General features: G+C 72.2%; 14 protein-coding genes and 1 riboswitch. Of the genes, 11 read left to right on the plus strand and 3 right to left on the minus strand.

The features are described 5' to 3' along the window. Positions 1-3: 3 nt before the first annotated feature. A riboswitch (TPP riboswitch) is annotated at positions 4-111 on the minus strand. A gap of 209 nt (positions 112-320) precedes the next feature. From MYMAC_RS20940 to MYMAC_RS20970, 7 genes are all read left to right on the plus strand, one after another. After that, positions 321-752: a CBS domain-containing protein gene (locus MYMAC_RS20940; RefSeq protein ID WP_043711507.1), complete on the plus strand. Its 432-nt coding sequence runs from the start codon at positions 321-323 to the stop codon at positions 750-752. A gap of 19 nt (positions 753-771) precedes the next feature. Next, entirely contained in the window at positions 772-2,220 is a 1,449-nt protein-coding gene (locus MYMAC_RS20945) for an SLC13 family permease (protein WP_095959360.1), read from the plus strand. Between the two features lie 117 nt (positions 2,221-2,337). Next, positions 2,338-2,835 carry an OsmC family protein gene (locus MYMAC_RS20950; RefSeq protein WP_095959361.1) on the plus strand — a complete coding sequence of 166 codons (498 nt, stop codon included), beginning with the start codon at positions 2,338-2,340 and terminating at the stop codon, positions 2,833-2,835. Positions 2,836-2,862: 27 nt separating this feature from the next. Continuing rightward, positions 2,863-4,278 (plus strand): sigma-54-dependent transcriptional regulator, encoded by a 1,416-nt coding sequence (locus MYMAC_RS20955; RefSeq protein WP_095959362.1) that lies wholly within the window; start codon positions 2,863-2,865, stop codon positions 4,276-4,278. Between the two features lie 71 nt (positions 4,279-4,349). Beyond that, positions 4,350-5,489 carry a hypothetical protein gene (locus MYMAC_RS20960; protein ID WP_095961643.1) on the plus strand — a complete coding sequence of 380 codons (1,140 nt, stop codon included), beginning with the start codon at positions 4,350-4,352 and terminating at the stop codon, positions 5,487-5,489. Positions 5,490-5,569: 80 nt separating this feature from the next. Continuing rightward, positions 5,570-5,965, plus strand: coding sequence for a BlaI/MecI/CopY family transcriptional regulator (locus tag MYMAC_RS20965; RefSeq protein ID WP_013940847.1), 396 nt, complete (start codon positions 5,570-5,572; stop codon positions 5,963-5,965). Further along, a complete protein-coding gene (locus tag MYMAC_RS20970) occupies positions 5,962-7,878 on the plus strand; it encodes a M56 family metallopeptidase (RefSeq protein ID WP_095959363.1) in 1,917 nt (638 codons plus the stop codon). The genes MYMAC_RS20965 and MYMAC_RS20970 overlap by 4 nt, the downstream gene beginning before the upstream one ends. Positions 7,879-7,905: 27 nt before the next feature. On the opposite strand, the gene MYMAC_RS20975 is transcribed toward MYMAC_RS20970, so the two are convergent. The 3 genes from MYMAC_RS20975 to MYMAC_RS20985 are packed head-to-tail and all read right to left on the minus strand — an operon-like array spanning position 7,906 to position 10,887. Next, positions 7,906-9,012, minus strand: a complete 1,107-nt coding sequence (locus MYMAC_RS20975; protein WP_095959364.1) for a sensor histidine kinase — start codon at positions 9,010-9,012, stop codon at positions 7,906-7,908. After that, positions 9,009-9,722: a response regulator gene (locus tag MYMAC_RS20980; protein ID WP_095959365.1), complete on the minus strand. Its 714-nt coding sequence runs from the start codon at positions 9,720-9,722 to the stop codon at positions 9,009-9,011. Before MYMAC_RS20980 ends, MYMAC_RS20975 begins: the two co-directional genes overlap by 4 nt. Beyond that, entirely contained in the window at positions 9,697-10,887 is a 1,191-nt protein-coding gene (locus MYMAC_RS20985; protein ID WP_095959366.1) for a sensor histidine kinase, read from the minus strand. The genes MYMAC_RS20980 and MYMAC_RS20985 overlap by 26 nt, the downstream gene beginning before the upstream one ends. A 401-nt stretch (positions 10,888-11,288) precedes the next feature. On the opposite strand from MYMAC_RS20985, the gene MYMAC_RS20990 reads away from it, so the two are divergent. The 4 genes from MYMAC_RS20990 to MYMAC_RS21005 all read left to right on the plus strand — a co-directional run bounded on the left by MYMAC_RS20990 (position 11,289) and on the right by MYMAC_RS21005 (position 17,383). Beyond that, the gene (locus MYMAC_RS20990; RefSeq protein ID WP_095959367.1) at positions 11,289-13,514 is read left to right on the plus strand and encodes an NHL repeat-containing protein; all 2,226 of its coding nucleotides are present in this window, start codon (positions 11,289-11,291) and stop codon (positions 13,512-13,514) included. Then, complete coding sequence (locus tag MYMAC_RS20995; protein ID WP_157757528.1) at positions 13,511-14,008, plus strand: hypothetical protein; 498 nt, start codon at positions 13,511-13,513, stop codon at positions 14,006-14,008. Before MYMAC_RS20990 ends, MYMAC_RS20995 begins: the two co-directional genes overlap by 4 nt. A 189-nt stretch (positions 14,009-14,197) precedes the next feature. Then, a complete protein-coding gene (locus MYMAC_RS21000) occupies positions 14,198-15,022 on the plus strand; it encodes a beta propeller repeat protein (RefSeq protein ID WP_095959369.1) in 825 nt (274 codons plus the stop codon). Positions 15,023-15,040: 18 nt separating this feature from the next. Further along, positions 15,041-17,383 (plus strand): di-heme oxidoredictase family protein, encoded by a 2,343-nt coding sequence (locus MYMAC_RS21005; protein ID WP_095959370.1) that lies wholly within the window; start codon positions 15,041-15,043, stop codon positions 17,381-17,383. Positions 17,384-17,467: the final 84 nt, after the last annotated feature.

Genomic DNA, 17,467 nt, shown 5'->3' on the forward strand with positions numbered 1-17,467 from the left:
GGCGAGCCTCCCGGGCCGCTTCCCTCCGCCGGTGCTAACCGGTTCAGGTTCCAAGGGTCGGCCGGCACTACGGCCCTCTCAGCCCCTTCCGGGGCACCCCTAGCGACTGGGTGAGCATCTAGCGCACAGCCGCGCCGCCAGCAACGCGCCCGCGAGCGCCAGCGGCTGTCGGCCGCGCAATGCCTGCGTGGAAGGGGCCGCCCGCGCAAACCTTGCGCGCCCCGAGGCCGGGAAACACCGTTCCCTGGGGCAGACGGGTTGGCCCCGGACATGCAATGCCAAGGGACAGGTAACCGCTTCGCCACCCAGGAGACGTGCCCATGCAGATTGTCGGAGAGCTGATGACCCGTGACGTCGTCACGCTCAAGGAAACCCAGAACCTGGGCAAGGCGGACGAGCTGCTCCGGCTGCACCGCATCCGCCACCTGCCCGTGGTGCGGCACGACAAGCTGGTGGGCCTCATCACCCACCGCGACCTGCTGCGCGCCGCCGCCACCCACGCCACCGACCCGGCCGCGCAGCCGCTGTGGGCCGCGGACATCATGACGCGCGACGTGCAGACGGTGCGCCCGGACACGCCGCTGCGCCGGGCGGTGACGCTGATGCTCGACCACAAGTATGGCTGCCTGCCCGTGGTGGACGCGGCGGGCACGCTCCACGGAATCCTCACCGAGGCGGACCTGGTCCGGTACGCCCAGCACCTCATCAACGAGCAGGACCGCCGGGAGCTGGCGGCCGAGTTCAACGCCTGACCCCGCCGCCAGCGCGTGCGTGAGGGGCCCCGGCCCCTCGCCGCCTGGCACCACGGCCCGCCCCCATGTCCCCCGCCCCCTGGCCGGCCCCGCCTCCGCCGAGGTCCCCCGCTCCGAGCCTCCGCTCGGTGCTTCCACGCGAGCCTCCACCGCACGGCATGCGCTCGCGCTGGCGGGGTTCGCGGGCGTGGCGCTGGTGGCGCTCGTCGGCGTCGAGGGCCCGGTGGCCACGCGCACGGTGCTCATTGGCGGCGCGTGCCTGGTGCTGTGGTTGACGGAGGTGGTGCCCTCCTTCGTGCCCACGCTGCTCCTGCTGGGCGCCACGCCCGTGCTCCTGGGGCCGCTGGACCGCGCCTATCACCTGCCCTCGGTGCTGGCGTGGTGCGCGGACCCGGTGCTCATCCTGTTCCTGGGCGGCTTCACGCTGGAGGTGGCCGCCATGCGGCACGGGCTGGACGCCTCGATGGCGCGGCATGTGATGCGGCTATCGGGAGGACGGGCCCGCCTCCTGGTGTGGCTGGTGATGGCGGGCGTGGCCTTCCTCTCCATGTGGATGTCCAACGTGGCCGCGGCGGCGATGATGCTGGCCGCGCTGCGCCCCGTGCTTCAGGCCACTCCGGCTGGCGCGCCGCTGCGGCCCGCGCTGCTGCTTGGCGTGGCCCTGGGCGCCAACGTCGGGGGCATTGCCACGCCCGTGGGCAGCGGCCCCAACGCGCTCGCGGTGTCCGCCGCGTCCGCGCACGCGCAGGTCACCTTCGCGAAGTGGCTGTCCTTCGCCCTGCCGCTCACACTGCTCCTGCTGGTGGTGGGCTTCGGGCTGGTGCTGCTGCGCTTCCGCGTGAGTGGCCGCCTGTCACTGCCCACCGAGGCGCCGCGCCCCCTGGAGCGCGCCGGGCGCCGCGTGCTCTGGGTGAGCGCGGCGTGCGTGGTGGCCTGGCTGTCGGAGCCGCTGCATGGCGTCCCCGCGCCCGTGGTGGCGCTGGCCGCCACCGCGCTGCTCTTCGGCGCGGGCCTGCTCAAGCGCGAGGACCTGGGCCGGCTGGACTGGGCCACGCTGCTGCTCATCGCGGGCGGCATCGCCCTGGGCCGGCTGATGGAGCACTCCGGGCTGGTGGCCCGCGCGCTGGCCAGCGCGGACCTGGAGGGCTGGCCGGTGCCGGTCCAGTTGGGGGCGCTGGTGGCCGCGGCGGCGGTGCTGTCCGCGTTGATGAGCAACACCGGCACCGCGGCGCTCCTCATCCCCCTGGCCACGCAGCTCCATCCGGCCGCGTCCACGCCGGTCCTCGTGGCGTTGGGGTGCTCGCTGGGCATGCCCTTCGTCATCAGCACGCCGCCCAACGCGATGGCGGTGGGCGAGGGGTTGGCCTCCTCCGAGTTGATGAAGTTGGGGGTTCCCCTGATGTTGGGCGGCTGTCTGCTGGTTAGCCTTTCGGGGCCGGCCGTGCTGCGCCTCTTTGGATTGCCATGAGTTTCCCTCCCCGCCTGCACGGCACCACGGTACGAACGCGGCGTCCCGGAAGAAGCACTCGCGCGGCATGCGGGTTGAAGGGGCACTGCCTGCTCTGGTTTCGGCGGAGGTGAGCCCGTGACGAACGTGACCATCACTGAGTACGAAACGCGCCTCTATTGGCAGGGGGAGCGCGGCGCCGTGCTGACGAGCGACCGCGCGCCGCCCGTGCCCATTGGCCGTCCACTGAGCGGGCAGGACAGCGTGGCGGTGGGCCCCTGGTCCCCCGAGGCCCTGCTGGTGGGCGCGGTGGAGGGGCGCACCCTGCTGGCGTTCCTGGAGCAGGCGCGGGAGGCGGACGTGCGCGTGCTCTTCTACCAAAGCTCCGCGGTGGCCCGCGTCGTGTGCGGCGCGGACGGGCCGCCGCACCTCACCGACCTCATCGTGCGCCCGCACGTGGCGGTGGCCACCGAGGCCGACGCGGAAGCCGTCCGCCTCATCTTCTCCGAGCTCCCCTCGCACTGCTTCCCCAGCTCCGTCATCCACATCACTCCGCGCATCGAACCGGTGGTCGAAGCGTGGCACGCTCGCCTCAATGGCCCGGGCGTGCCAGCCGTGACAGCCCCCGCATCCTGACCCGACAGCAAAGGCCCCACCTCCCCCATGTCCCCACAGCGAATCCTGGTCGTCGACGATGAGGACAACGCCCGCCGGGCGATTGCCACCATCCTGAATGAGGAAGGCTACGAGGTGGCCGAGGCCGCCAACGGCGCCGAGGCCCTGGCGCGCATCGGCGAGTTCTCCCCCGCGGTGGTGCTCACCGACGTGCGCATGCCGCAGATGGACGGCCTCACCTTGCTGAAGACGGCGCGCGAGCAGGGCAGCGACGCCACCTTCGTGATGATGACGGCGTTCGCCAGCGTGGAGACGGCCGTGGAGGCCATGAAGTCCGGCGCGGACAACTTCCTCATCAAGCCGCTGGACGCGGACCAGGTGCTCGTCACCCTGGGCAAGGTGCTGGAGAAGCGCAGCCTGCGGCAGGAGGCCGAGGCGCTGCGGGACCAGGTGCGCTCGCGCGTCCGCCGCTTCCACGACATCATCGGCGAGTCGCCCCAGCTCCAGGGCCTCTACGATGTCATCCGCCGGGCGGCGGGCACGCGCGCCACGGTGCTCGTCCTGGGTGAATCCGGCACGGGCAAGGAGTTGATTGCCCAGGCCCTGCACCAGGAGTCGCCACGCAAGGACAAGCCCTTCATCCGCGTGCACTGCGCGGCCCTGTCGGAGAACCTGCTGGAGAGCGAGCTGTTCGGCCACGAGAAGGGCTCGTTCACCGGGGCGCTGGCCCGGAAGGAAGGCCGCTTCGAGCTGGCGGATGGCGGCACGCTGTTCCTGGACGAGATTGGCGAAATCTCCCCCGCCGTGCAGGTGAAGCTGCTGCGCGTCCTCCAGCAGCGCGAGTTCGAGCGCGTGGGCGGGACGCAGACGCTGAAGGTGGACGTGCGCATCGTCGCGGCCACGCACCGGGACCTGGTGGCCGAGGTGAAGGCGGGCCGGTTCCGCGAGGACCTCTACTACCGGCTCAACGTGGTGAGCGTCACGCTGCCGCCGCTGCGGGACCGCAAGAGCGACGTGCCCGCGCTGGTGAACCACTTCCTGGAGAAGTACAGCGATTCGTATGGCAAGCAGGTGCGGGGCTTGGCGCCCGGGACGCTCCAGGCGCTGCTGTCCCACGACTGGCCGGGCAACATCCGCGAGCTGGAGAACGCCATCGAGCGCGCGGTGGTGCTGGCGCAGGGGCAGGAGCTGACCACGGATGACCTGCCGCCCGTGCTGCGCGGGCCCCGGCCGCACGGGACGTCCACGGGCGCGCTCATCCCGGGCGCCACGCTGGCGGCGATTGAGCGCGAGGCCATCCTGCGCACGCTGGAGATGGTGCAGGGCTCCACGTCCCGCGCCGCCGAGGTGCTGGGCATCAGCGTGCGGAAGATTCAGTACCGGCTCAAGGAGTACAGCACGCCGGACGGCGCGCCCCTGAAGGCCGTGGCCGACGAGGCGGAGGACCTGGCGGCGGAGTCGTAGCGGGCCGGCGTCCTGCTATCGTGCCTCGGATGCGATTGCTTTCGAGGCGCGCCTCGGTTCACCGGGGCAACGTGCTGCTGCGTGTCCTGGTCCTGGGGGTGAGCGGCATCCTGCTGCTCGCCGTCCTCGCCATGGTGGCGTTCCAGCTCTGGGCCCAGCGGAAGCATGGCCCCGCCATCCAGGCGTTCAGGGATGATGTCACGTCGCAGGTGGACTTCTTCTGTGAGCAACAGGCCCTGCTCGGCAAGGAGCCGTGGTTTCACGAACCACGGGCCGCGGGCGATGCGGGCCCGCTGCTCAATGATTGGCTCCGCGTGGCGTCCGGTCCGCCTGACCTCGGAGAGTCCCCGCTCCGGCTCCCGAGACACCTGCTGTTGTTACAGAAGTCCCTGGGCCCGGATGACTGGGTGACGTCAGACCTGGTCATGTCCAGCCTGGACTTTGGTTGGATGCGCCAACTTCATGCCTTTGATTACTGGAACGCCATTCCCCAAGCGTCCATCCCGCCGGACCATCGCTACTACATAACGGCCGCGCCCCTTCTGGAATTCTCGCTCCTGGTGCTCTGGTCGAAGCTCCGGCTCCGATATGCGATTGAGCAGGGCACATCGCTCGAAGCCGTGCGGGATGTCCGCCAAATCGCATGGCTGGCGTACCGCACGGATACGCAGGTGGGCGGCATGTTCGCCATTGAACTGCTCAAGCTCGAAGGCAAGCTGCACGCGTCGATGGAGAACCCGCCTCCCGACTGGCGACCGATGAGCCCTGAACAACTGAAGCGCTTCACCGCCCTTCTGGAGTCCGCTCCGGCCTATTCGAGCATCGCCACACCCGCGGAGGTCGGCCGGAAGGCGCGCGCGTGTGAGCCGGCCATCGGCCGCTGTATCGGCCTGGTGGAAGCAGCAGCGCTCAACCGGTACCTGGAGCCCATCGCGAAGGATGCGTACCGGGCTGAGTACCTGGCGCTCAAGGCAAACAACGGCGTAGGCACCTGCCCTACGGATTTGCTGGCAACCATCTGGGAGCAGGGCATTACGATCGACGAGCCTCTGACAATCCATGGCCATGGCGCGGAAGACTATCGTCCTCTACCGGCGCGGCTGCTCCCAACGCGCGCCATCAAGATGCCCCTCACCCTTGAGGTACTGGCATCCATGCTGCGAGGCCCCGACAAACTCCGAGCCCTCAAGGACGTGCCGCCCACGCCTTAGCAAGGTCAATGCCTTCCCGAGGCCGACATCTACGACGAGCGTCGTTGACTCTTACGACGCCCGTCGTAATACTCCGCGACATGACCACCCACGCCCAACCGCAGCCGACGCGGGCCGAGCTGGCCATCCTCCGTGTGCTCTGGAAGCAGGGCCCCAGCACCGTCCGGCAGGTGCATGAGCGGATGCGGGGCACCCAGGACAAGGACACCGGCTACACCACGGTGCTCAAGCTCCTCCAGAACATGACGGAGAAGGGCATCGTCCAGCGGGACGAGAGCGAGCGGACCCACGTCTACGAAGCCGCCATCAGCGAGACGCGCACCCAGCGCGACCTCCTGCGCGACTTGATGGACCGGGCCTTCGGGGGGTCTGCCACGTCGGTGGTGGCCCAGGCGTTGTCCATGAAGCGCGCCTCCGCCGAGGAGCTGGCGGAGATTCGCAGGCTGCTCGACGCACACGAAAAGCGGGGGAAATGATGGACGCGCGTTATCTCCACGCCCTGGAGCAGGCCCTGCTCGGCTTCCTGTGGCAGGGCGCGGTGGTGGCCCTGGCGGTCGCGGGCCTCCTGTCCCTGACGCCGCAGCGCGCCGCGCGGACGCGCTACGCCACCGCGTGCCTGGGGCTGGTGGCCATGGCCGCGCTGCCGGTGGTGACGTTCCTCGCCGCGCTGGAGGAGGCCACCCGCGCCCTGTCGTCCGGCGCCTTGGAGTCCCTGCCCCACGTCAGCGTGCTGACGGCGGTCTCCGCGGAGACCGCGGCCCTGGCGGACCGCCCCTGGACGGAGGCGCTCCGCCCCTGGCTGCTGCCGGCGTGGTGCTGCGGCGTGCTGCTGCTCTCCGCCCGGACCGTGCTCGCCTGGCTCGTCACCCACCGGATGGCCCGGAACGGCACGCAGGCCCCGGCGGCGCCGTGGCGAGCGGCGCTGGCGCAGGCGCTGGGCCGCGTCCGCATGTCCCGCCCGGTGCGCCTGCTGGCCTCAGCGCGCGTCGACGTCCCCATGGTCATCGGCCTGTGGCGCCCCCTCATCCTCGTGCCGGCGGGCGCCATCACCGGGCTCACCGCCGCGCAGTTGGAGGCCATCCTCGCCCACGAGCTGGCCCACATCCGGCGCCACGACTACCTGGTCAACCTGCTCCAGTCGTTCGTGGAGACCCTGCTCTTCTACCACCCCGCCGTCTGGTGGCTGTCCCAGCGCATCCGCGAGGAGCGCGAGCACTGCGCGGATGACCTGGCCGTCCAGTGCTGCGGAGACGCCGTGCTGTACGCGCGCGCCCTGGCCCGCATCGAGGAGCTGCGCCTGGCGCCGTCCCCCCACCCCGCCCTGGGCGTGGGTGACGGCGCCCTGCTGACACGCGTGCGCCGGCTGCTCGCCGTGCCCGAGGGCGTCACCCCGCGCCGGTCCTGGCGGCTCGCCAGCGGGTTGGGCAGCGCGGTGCTCGCCGTGGCCCTGGGGACGTCGCAGCTCCCGGAGACCGCTCACGCGAACGCGCCGGTGAACCCGCCGCTCCACGCGGAAGACGCGCCCCTCGCCTCGCAGGCCCTCCTGGCCAGCGCCGCCCCGATGCACCACCTGCTCGTGGCCCCGGAGACCTTCTCCGCCCAGGCCCGGAAGGCGCCGCAGCCCATCGAGCGCCCCAGGGCGCCCGCCGACCCCCGGCCGGCGCGCGCGCCGAAGCCGCGTCCCGCCGCGCCCGCGCCCCTGCTCATCCCGGACACGGGGACGATTGGCCGCACGGAGCTGTCGCGGGTGCCCTACTCGCTCGACGATGAGCCCGCCGCGACGGGCGTGGCCGGAGCGGCCGCCCCGCGGGAGCTGGAGGACGCCCTGGCCGAGGCCGCGTCCTCGCACGCCGACGAGCACGCCAGCGAGCTGCCCCGGGTGGTGGTCTCCGCGCCCGCTCCGGAGCGCGCCTCCGCGTTCGTCGCCGCCTTCAAGGCCATGCGGGCGCCGGCCCTCGTCAAGGCGCTGCGGCCCGGCATCACCCCGCCCCGGTTCGTCTCCGGCGAGCGCATCCACCTGCCCAACATCGCCTACGGGCTCCAGTCGCAGTTCGGCGGCTTCCCGAAGGGCGCGGTGGTGGCCCGCTGCATCATCACCGCGAAGGGCTCCGTCACCGACTGTCAGCCCCTCCAGGGCCTGCGCGGCCTGGAGGAAGGCGTCATCCGCACGCTCTCCACCTGGCGCTATGAGCCCGCCCTGCTCAACGGCAGGCCCGTGGCGGTGCGCTACGTGTTCGACGTCTGGTTCACCAAGGACCCCGGCGCCGGCACGAGCGAGTCCCGGCAGCTCGCGGGGCTCGACCTCTCCGACGTGGTGAGCGCCGCGGAGCCGGAGGCGTGCGAGGACTGCGACGCCTTCGAGTTCCACAGCCCGACGGCGCAGCGGTAGCGCCCACCCAGCCGCCGTGGGCCGAGGCTAGCCCGCCAGCGGCAACCGGAGGATGAAGCGGGCGCCCCCACCGGGCGCCGTGTCCACCTCCAGCGTGCCACCGTGCTGCGTCACGATGGCATGGACGATGGACAGCCCCAGGCCCGAGCCCTGGGCCTTCGTGGTGAAGAAGGGCTCGAAGATGCGGTCCCTCACCTCCTGGGGGACGCCCGGGCCGCTGTCATCCACGGTGAGCCAGACGCGCCCGCCTTCGTGCCCCGCCGCCAGCGTGACGTGGCCTCCCGCGGGCGTGGCCTCCAGCGCGTTGAGGCACAGGTTGATGAGCACCTGACGCAGCCGCTCCTCCTCGCCCGCCACCGAGGGCACGGGGGCCTCTCGCGGCGTCAGCTCCAGCGACACCCTGCGGGACGCGGCCTGACCGCTCAGCAGGTCCACCACCCGCCGCAGCAGCTCGTTCACGTCCACGGAGGCGGGGCGGAACTCGCGGGGCCGCGCGAACTGGAGGAAGTCCTCCAGGATGTGGTCCAGGCGGCGGATTTCATCGCGCACCAGCAGCAGCGGCTCCAGCAGGGGCGCCTGCTGGCCATCCGGCAGCCGCCGCACGCGCCGCTCCAGGACGGAGAGCTGGAGCGCCGCCGCGTTGAGCGGGTTGCGAATCTCGTGGGACAGGCCGGCCGTCATCGTCCCCACCGCCGCCAGCTTCTCCGTGACTTGCGCTCGCCGCGCCAGCTCGCGCTTCTCCGCGTGCAGGCGCACCTGCCGCATCGCCTGCTCCAGCGTCAGCAGCAGCTCCTGCGGCGCGCACGGCTTCATCAGGTAGGCGCACGCCCCCGCTCGGACCGCGGCCACCGCCGTCTCCAGCGTGGCGAAGCCCGTGAGCAGCACCACCTCCGAGTCCGGCGACGCGGCCTTCAGCTCGGCGGCCAGCGCCGTGCCGTCGCCATCCGGCAGGCGCAGGTCCACCAGCGCCACGTCGAAGCCGTCGCGGGCCCGCGCATGCGCGGCCTTGCAACTGGACGCGCCCCGGACGGCGTAGCCCGCATCCCCGAGCAACTCCTCGAGGTTGTCCAGGAAGGCCGCGTTGTCATCCACCACCAGGACGGACGGGAGGGACGGAGGCGTGGGCTCGCTCATGGGGCGTGGGAGGGCCGCGCCGCATGCACCGTTTCCAGCACCTGCAGCAGCGCGCCCGGGTCGAAGGGTTTGGAGAAGACGCCCGTGGCTTCGCCGAGCGGCGCCGCGTCGGGATAGGCTGTGATGACGAACACGGGCAGGCGCGGGAAGCGCGCGCGCAGCCGCCGCAGGGCCTCACCGTCCGGCCCCCCGGGCACACGCAGGTCCACGAGCGCCGCGAAGGGCTGCGCGCAGAGGATGCGGTCCGCGTCCAGCACCGAGGCCGCCGTCACGCAGGAGAAGCCGCGCCCGCGCAGCAGCTCGGCCAGGTTGTCGCTCAGCGCCGGGTCGTCCTCCACCAGCACCACCAGGCCATCCCGGCGGGCACCGGACAGCAGCGCCACCAGCGTGGGGATGGGCACCGGCTTGGGCAGCACCGCGAGCAGCCCTTCACGCCGGGCCGTCTCCAGGTCGTCCTGGCGCGGATAGGCGGTGATGACCACGGCGGCCAGGCCCGGGTCCACGCGGCGGAGGTGGCGCACCGCGTCCGCGCCGCTCATGCCGGGCATGCGCATGTCCGTCAGCAGCGCGTCGAAGCGCGTGGTGCTCGCCAGGCGCACGGCCTCGTCCCCGCTGGTGACGACGGTGGCCTCATCCCCGGCGTCGCGAAGAATCTCCGCGAGGTTCTCCGCGAAGGCCCGGTTGTCATCCAGCAGGAGGTACTGGCGCATGCGTCTCCTCCGAGGCGATGAGGGGAAGGCAAATCACGAAGCGCGCCCCCACGCCGGGACGGGGGACATACGTGATGCCGCCGCCGTGCCGCTCCAGGATGCGCTTGACCAGCGGCAGCCCCAGCCCGATGCCGCGCGCCTTCGTCGTCATCAACGGCTCGAAGAGGCGGCGGCGGATGACGTCGCTGACGCCCGGACCGGAGTCCTCCAGGACCAGCTCCACCATCCCCGGCTCGCGCGTGGCGGCGGACAGCGCCACCGTCCCGCCCGTCTCCTCCAGCGCCTGCACCGCGTTGTCCAGCAGGTTCACGAACACCTGCCGGAGCTGCCCCGCGTCGCCCTGCACCGCGGGCAGTGACGCCAGGCCCTCCTCGCTCACGGCCACCGAGTCCGGCCGCTGCACGGCCTTGAGCGCCTCCTGCCAGACCTCGTCCAGCCAGACCTCCTGCCGGTGCAGGGGCCGGTCCCGGATCATGTCCAGCAGGTCGGAGACGATGCGGTTGGCGATGCCCACCTGGTCGCCGATGCGGTCCAGGTGCTTGGTGGTGCGCTCGTCCACCGCGCCCGGACGTCCGCGGAGGATGTAGAGCGACGTCTCGATGACGCCCAGCGGGTTGCGCAGCTCATGGCCGATGGAGCCCACGAGCTGGCCGAAGGTGGACAGCCGCTCGCTGCGGGCCTGCTGCGCCAGCAGGTCCTCCCGGTACGTGTGGAGCATGATGGCCAGCTCCAGGTCCAATATCTTCCCCAACGCCTTGCGCGCGTCGCGGAGCGCGTCGGGCTGCTCCAGGTAGGCGGCGTCGATGAGGCCGTTGAACTCCTGCCGTAGCACGTTCATCGCGCCGAACATGTAGTGCTGCGGCAAGGCGATTCGCACGTGCATGCGGCCAATGCGGCAGCGCAGCGCGTAGTAGGCCTCGTCCCACGGCCCCCGGAGGAGCTGGTCCATCCACCCCTGCAGGGTGCCTCGCAGGTGGCCCACCTGGCTCTCCCCGCCTTCGAGCGCCTGACGCGCCCCCTCATGCTCCAGGATGCGGTCGTAGAAGACGCGGGCGATGCGTGGGAAGTGGGGCTTCGCGGTGGCATGCAAGGCCACGAGGGCCTGCTCGTCGGCCGAGCTGAAGCCCACGTACCGCTTCAATTCCTCGAACAAGGTTTCCGCCATGTGTCCTGGGGTAAGAGCCTATCCGCGCTGAACGCCTGGGAGCAGGAACTTCCTCCCCCGCCTCGCAGGAGCACTGCACCCCGCCCAGGCGCCACCGCCCGCGAGTCACGGGACTCCGCCGGGGACACTTCAGCAAACCCCAGGCCAGCGCCCGCGCACGGGAGGCCCCGCGGAGCACCCCGCGGGAAGTGCGCGCCCCCGGCCCCCGAGCGCACGACGCGCAAGGTTTGCGCCACGCCCACAGGGCTCCCACGCGCGCGCGTTCGCGGCAAATCGCGACAACAAAGAACACTCGTCCGCGCCGCGCCGCCCTCCTCGCGAACGGCGGGCCCGCAATCCACCATCTGCATTGCAAATGAAACACGATTACAATAACCAGGATGCCTCTCACACGAGGCACCATGAATTTCAGAAGCACGAGGACGTGGTTTTTCCAGTGGGCCCTCACCTCGGCCCTTCTCCTGCTGGGCTCGGCGTGCGGTGACGCCTCCACGCCAGCGCGGCCCGATGGCGGCGTCCAGGCGGACGCGGGGACGACGCCAGACGCAGGCGCGCTGCCGGACGGCGGCGGGGTTGCGACGCGCGACACGCTGGAGCTCCTCGCGGGCAATACGGCCACGGGCTTCGTGGACGGCACGGGCACGGCGGCGCGCTTCAGCGGTCCCGCGGGCGCGGTGCTGACGCACGACGGCGCGTACGTCTACGTGGCGGACACCTTCAACAACCTGCTTAGGCGCATCGACACCGGCACGGGCGAGGTCGTGACGCTGGCGGGCCGCGTGCAGCAGATGGGCGCGGTGGACGGCACGGCCACGGAGGCGCGCTTCAAGAGCCCCCGCGCGCTGGCCCATGCCCCTGACGGCAGCGCGCTGTACCTGGCGGATGGGCCCACCATCCGCAGGGTTTCCCTGCCGGATGCCCAGGTGACGACGCTCGCCGGGAGCCCGGACTCGCCGGGCAACGTGGACGGCGTGGGTGACGAGGCGCGGCTGGGGTCGCTCCTGCACAGCCTGGCCATCTCCGAGGACGGCGCCACGCTCTACATCGCGGACCGCACCAACCGCGTGCTCCGGACCCTGGACCTGGCCAGCCGGCAGGTCACCACCGTGGCCGGCACGCGCTACTCCGGCGCGGACCAGAGCGTGGATGGTCGCGGCGCGGCGGCGCGCTTCAGCGGCCTGGGCGGCATCGTCCGCGTCGGCACGCACCTCTATGTCGCGGACACCTTCAATCACACGGTGCGCCGGGTCGACCTGACGACGTACGACGTCACCACCCTGGCGGGCAGCGCCGGCGCCCATGGCAACCAGGATGGCGTGGGGCCCGAGGCGCGCTTCGACACGCCCCAGTCGCTGACGGGCGACGCCGCCTTCCTGTACGTCACCGGCTGGGACGGGCTGCTGAGGCGCGTGGCCGTGGCGGATGGACGCACCACCACCCTGCTGGGTGACGCGGACGACGTACGCCCGGTGGACGGCGTGGGCGCGGCGGTGCGCCTGGGCATCGCCTTCGGACCGCCGCTGCTCGACTCCGCGCGAGGCCTCCTCTACTGCAACGACCGCGACGCCAACTCGCTGCGCCGCCTGGACCTGGACACGCTGGAGATGACGACGCTCGCGGGCGCCGCGCAGCCGTCCGGCGTCGAGGACGGGCCGGGAGCGCGAGCCCGCTTCGACAGCCCCTCCGCCATCATCGCGGGGGACGGCGCCTGGTTCGTCGCCGACATGTACAACCACACCGTGCGCGCCGTCGCGTTCGAGGCGGGCGAGACGCGCACGCTGGCGGGCCAGCCCCGGACGGCGGGGGGTGAAGACGGCCCCGTGGAGACGGCGACCCTGGGCTACCCCGCGGGGCTCGCGTGGCACGCGACCACCCAGCACCTCTACGTCGCGGACATGGGCGCTCACACGGTGCGCGCCATCGACCTGCGGACGCGGAACGTCCGCACGCTGGCCGGCGCCACGAGCGAAGCCGGCGCTACGGACGGCGAAGGCGCGGCGGCCCGCTTCTCCAGTCCGCAGCACCTGGCGCTGTCTCCGGATGGCCTCACGCTGTACGTCGCGGATTCGGGCAACGGCACCGTGCGCGCCATCGCCACCGCCACGGGCGCGGTGACGACGGTGGCCGGCACCGCGGGCGAGTCAGGCACCGTTGACGGAGTGGGCGCCGCCGCGCGCTTCCGGGAGCCCTCGGGCCTCGCGCTGGACGCGGTGGCCGGGCGGCTCTACGTGTCCGACGCCTCCGCCCAGACGCTGCGGGCCATCACCCTGGCCACCGGCGAGGTGACGACCGTCGCTGGGAAGGACCGGACCACGGGCGTGGTGGACGGCACCGTCGCGGAGGCCCTCTTCAAGGGGCCCGCCGGAATCTCGCTGAACGCGGCGGGCACGCGGCTCTACGTCGCGGACAGCGGCAACCACGTCATCCGCGCAGTGGACCTGGAGGCGGGCACGGTGTCCACCTGGCTGGGCAACGCCGTGCGCAGCGGAGGCATCGGCCCCGGGCAGCGCGTCAGCTTCCGGGACGCGACGCTCTACTACCCGCAAGCGGTCGCGGTGGGCGAGCGGGACGTCGCCCTGCTCTCCGACCACGGCGTCTACCTGGCGCGGCCCGAGGTGGCGCCGTGAGGACGCCGCGCCTCCTGTGCCTCGCCGCGGCGGCGGGGTTGATGGGCTGCGGTGGCGAGAGCGAGCCACCCGAGCATCAGCCCACCCAGACGCTCCCCCGCGTGGCCGTGGGCGTGGGGCGGCCGGGGCAATACGTCCCCGTGAAGCCCGGCGACACGCTGCGGTTGCAGCGCGGCTGCCAGGGCAGCCAGCACGTCTTCGTGTCGCTCCAGGCCTGGAACCTGGACCCGCTCACCGCCACGGTGACGCTGGCGCTCACGCGCCAGTCGGACGGCCAACGGGTGTCCCTGCCCTACCAACTACGACTCCCCTTTGAGCCCGCGAACGCGCAGCGCCCCGCGATGCTCTCCGGCCTGTTGCTGGTCGTCCCGGAGCCGTCCGAGGCGCTGGGCGAGCGCGTCACCCTGGAGGCGCGCCTGGAAGACGCAGGCGGGCGGTCCTCCACCGACACCAGGGAAGGCATCATCCAGTGGGGGCCCGACGCATGTCCGTGAAGAGCACGTCCGGCCTCATGGGGGCCGCCTTGGGGTTGGCGCTGCTCACCGGCTGCGGGGAGTCCACGCCCTCCCCCACCCCTGCCGAGCCCGCCGCCTGGACTCCCGCTTTCGACGCGACGAACGCGGGCTGGTTGATGAACGTCTCCGCGCCGCCCGGGGGGGGCGCTGCTCGCCGTTGGGGGCCGGATGGACCAGGGCGCGCTCTACCAGCAGCAGCCCGGCGGCTGGGCCCCCGTGCCGCTCACCGAAGCCGTGCCGCTGCTCAACTGGAGCCATGGCTTCGGCCCGGAGGACGTCTGGGTCGTGGGCAATGAAGGCACGATGTTGCACGGCGACGGCGCGCGGTGGCGGCGCGTGCCGGTGCCCACGGACCAGGACCTCTGGGGTGTCTGGGGCGCCGCGCCGGATGACGTCTGGGCAGTGGGCGGCCGGGGCCGGCAACCGGGCGATGCCACCCTGCTCCATTACGACGGCCGTGAGTGGACGGCGGTGCAGGTGCCGCCGCTCCAGCGCGACCGCGTGGACGCCTTCTACAAGGTCTGGGGCAGCGCGCACGATGACGTCTGGGCCGTGGGCCAGAAGGGCGCCGTCCTCCATTGGGACGGCGCGGCCTGGACCGAGCACTTCGTGGGCATCAGCGACGACCTCATCTCCGTGTGGGGAACCGGCCCGAGGCAGGTGGTGGTCGTGGGTGGGCGCAGCAACGGCGTGGTGGCGCGCTGGGATGGCACGGCGTGGACGTCCCGCGAGCTGGCGCCGTTGCCCGGCCTCAACGGGGTCTGGATGCGCACCCCTGCGACAGCGCACGTGGTGGGCATCGAAGGGACGCTGGCCGTGGTGGACGTGGACTCCCTCACCGCCCAGCCGGTGCCCGCCACCACGCGGCTCACCTTCCACGGCGTGTTTGGCGACGCGTCCGGAACCCTGACCGCCGTGGGCGGCAACCTGGGCGCGCTGGCGGACGCGTATCAGGGCATCGCCTGGACCCGGCCGCTGGGCCCCAACGAGTAATCACCCGAGGCAACGACGATGAAGACACTGACACGCTGGATGCGTGGGCTGGGTTGCGCCTGCGCGCTGGGGCTCGTGGGGTGCTCCCCTTCGGGCTCCGAGCCCCCCAAGGCCCCCCAGATTGCCCCCGACATCTTCGGCGACCTGGGAGACGTGGTTCCCTTCGCGACGCAGGAGCAACGGGAGAGCTTCGAACGAGGACGGCAGGTGGTGCTGCGCCGCTTCACTCCGGAGGAGGGCCTGGGCCCGGCCTTCAACGTGGCGAGCTGCGTGAACTGCCATGAGAAGCCCGTTGTCGGCGGTGGCGCGGGCCGGTACCGCAACTTCCTCCTGGTGGGCCAGACGCTGCCGGATGGCTCCTTCGTCAACACCGGCGTCAACGGGGTGCAGCCGCACTTCACGCTGGACGGCGTGCGCCGCCCCACCGACGCCGCCACCAACACCCTGGCCACCCGCAACCCCATCCCCTTCTTCGGCGTGGGCCTGCTCGCGGAAATCCCAGACGAGGTCATCCTGCGGAACGCGGACCCGGATGACGCGGACGGTGACGGCATCAGCGGCCGGCCCAACTACGACCGGGGCTTCGTCGGCCGCTTCGGCCGGAAGTCCCAGACGGTCTCCATCGAGGGATTCATCCGAGGCCCCGTCTTCAACCACATGGGCATCACCTCCAACCCCTTGTCGGAGGCGGCCAAGGCCCGGCTCCCCGTGCCGAGCGCGCTGGATGGGCTGCCGGACACCACACAGTCCGCGGACGGCCTGCGCACGGTGCGCCAGGCCCAGGCGGCGGCGCCGGATGAACCGACCGTGGATGATGACGGCGTGCCGGACCCGGAGATGAGCGAGCAGGAGCTGTTCGACCTCGTCTCCTTCTCCATGCTCACGGCGGCGCCCCGGCCGGACGCGCCCACGCCAGCGTCGGAGGCGGGCCAGCAGCTCTTCGCCACGCTTCGCTGCGATGCCTGCCACGTCCCCGCGCTGGAGGGGCCTCGCGGGCTCATCCCGCTCTACAGCGACCTGCTCCTGCATGACATGGGGCCGGAGCTGGATGACGGCATCGTGATGAAGCTGGCGGGTGGCTCGGAGTTCCGGACGCAGCCGCTGTGGGGCATCGCCGCCGCGGGCCCCTATCTGCACGACGGCCGCGCGGACGACCTGGACGAGGCCATCCGGCTCCACGGCGGCGAGGCGCGGCGCTCACGGGAGGCCTACGTGGCCTTGAGCCTTTCGGAGCAGGCGAAGGTCATCGCCTTCCTGGAGTCCCTGGGCGGCCGCGCGCAGCGCAGCGACGGCATGTTGCCGCCCGAAGCCCCGGTGCCTCCCACCGGCGACTGGGGTGGCCCCGCCGTGGCGCTCAACGCCCAGGACCAGGAGCGCTTCCGCCAGGGGCAGCACCTGTTCGACCGGGACTTCGGCCTCCGCGAGGGCGTAGGCCCGCACTTCAATGGCGACTCCTGCCGCGCCTGCCACTTCGACCCGGTGCCGGGCGGCGCGGGAGGCCTGGACCTGGACGTCACGCGCCAGGGCATCTTCGTGGACGGCACCTTCGTCTATCCGACGCCGGGCACCATGGCGCACCGGCATGGCCCGGTGGACGCGCGGCCGCCTCTGGACCCGCGCAGCAACTTCTTCGAGCGGCGTCAGACGCCCGCCCTCTTCGGCCTGGGCCTCATCGAACGCATCCCCGAGGCGCTCATCCTCGCCAACGAGGACCCCGGGGATGCCGACGGCGACGGGGTTCGCGGCCGGGCGCATCGCCTGGCGGACGGGCGGCTGGGCCGCTTCGGCTGGAAGGCCAACGTGCCCGACGTGCACGAGTTCGTCCGGGATGCGCTGAGCAACGAGCTGGGGCTGACGCTGGCCGACGAGCCCGCGCGAACCTTCGGCACGGCGCGGGATGACGACGACGTCGCGGACCCGGAGGTGGGGCTGCCGACCCTCGAAACCCTCACCTTCTACCTGTCCACGCTGGCGCCGCCGCCTCGCACCGGCGCCCGGCCCGACCTGGACGGCGCGGGGCTCGCGCTGTTCCATGACGTGGGCTGCGCCAAGTGCCACGTCCCCTCCTTCCCCACCCCGGACGGGCAGACGGTCCGCCTCTACAGTGACCTGCTGCTGCATGACGTGATGCGCCACGGGCGCAGGGGCGTGGAGGACGGACCCGCCGGGATGTACGAGCTGCGCACCCCGCCGCTGTGGGGACTGGCCCATACGGCGCCCTACCTTCATGACGGCGCAGCCAGCACCGTGGCCGCCGCCATCACCCTGCACGGCAGCGAGGCGGAGCCCTCGCGGCGCGCCTACGAGGCCCTCTCCCCGCCGGAGCGGGACGCCCTGCTCGCGTTCCTCCAGACGCTCTGATCCAAGCCCCGGCGCCTCGCCGCTCCACCCAAGCCGGGTGGGCCGGCGGGGCGCTCGGGGCCAATTTCAGCATGGGTGAAATGT

Source organism: Corallococcus macrosporus DSM 14697 (assembly GCF_002305895.1).
GTDB classification, from domain to species: domain Bacteria; phylum Myxococcota; class Myxococcia; order Myxococcales; family Myxococcaceae; genus Myxococcus; species Myxococcus macrosporus.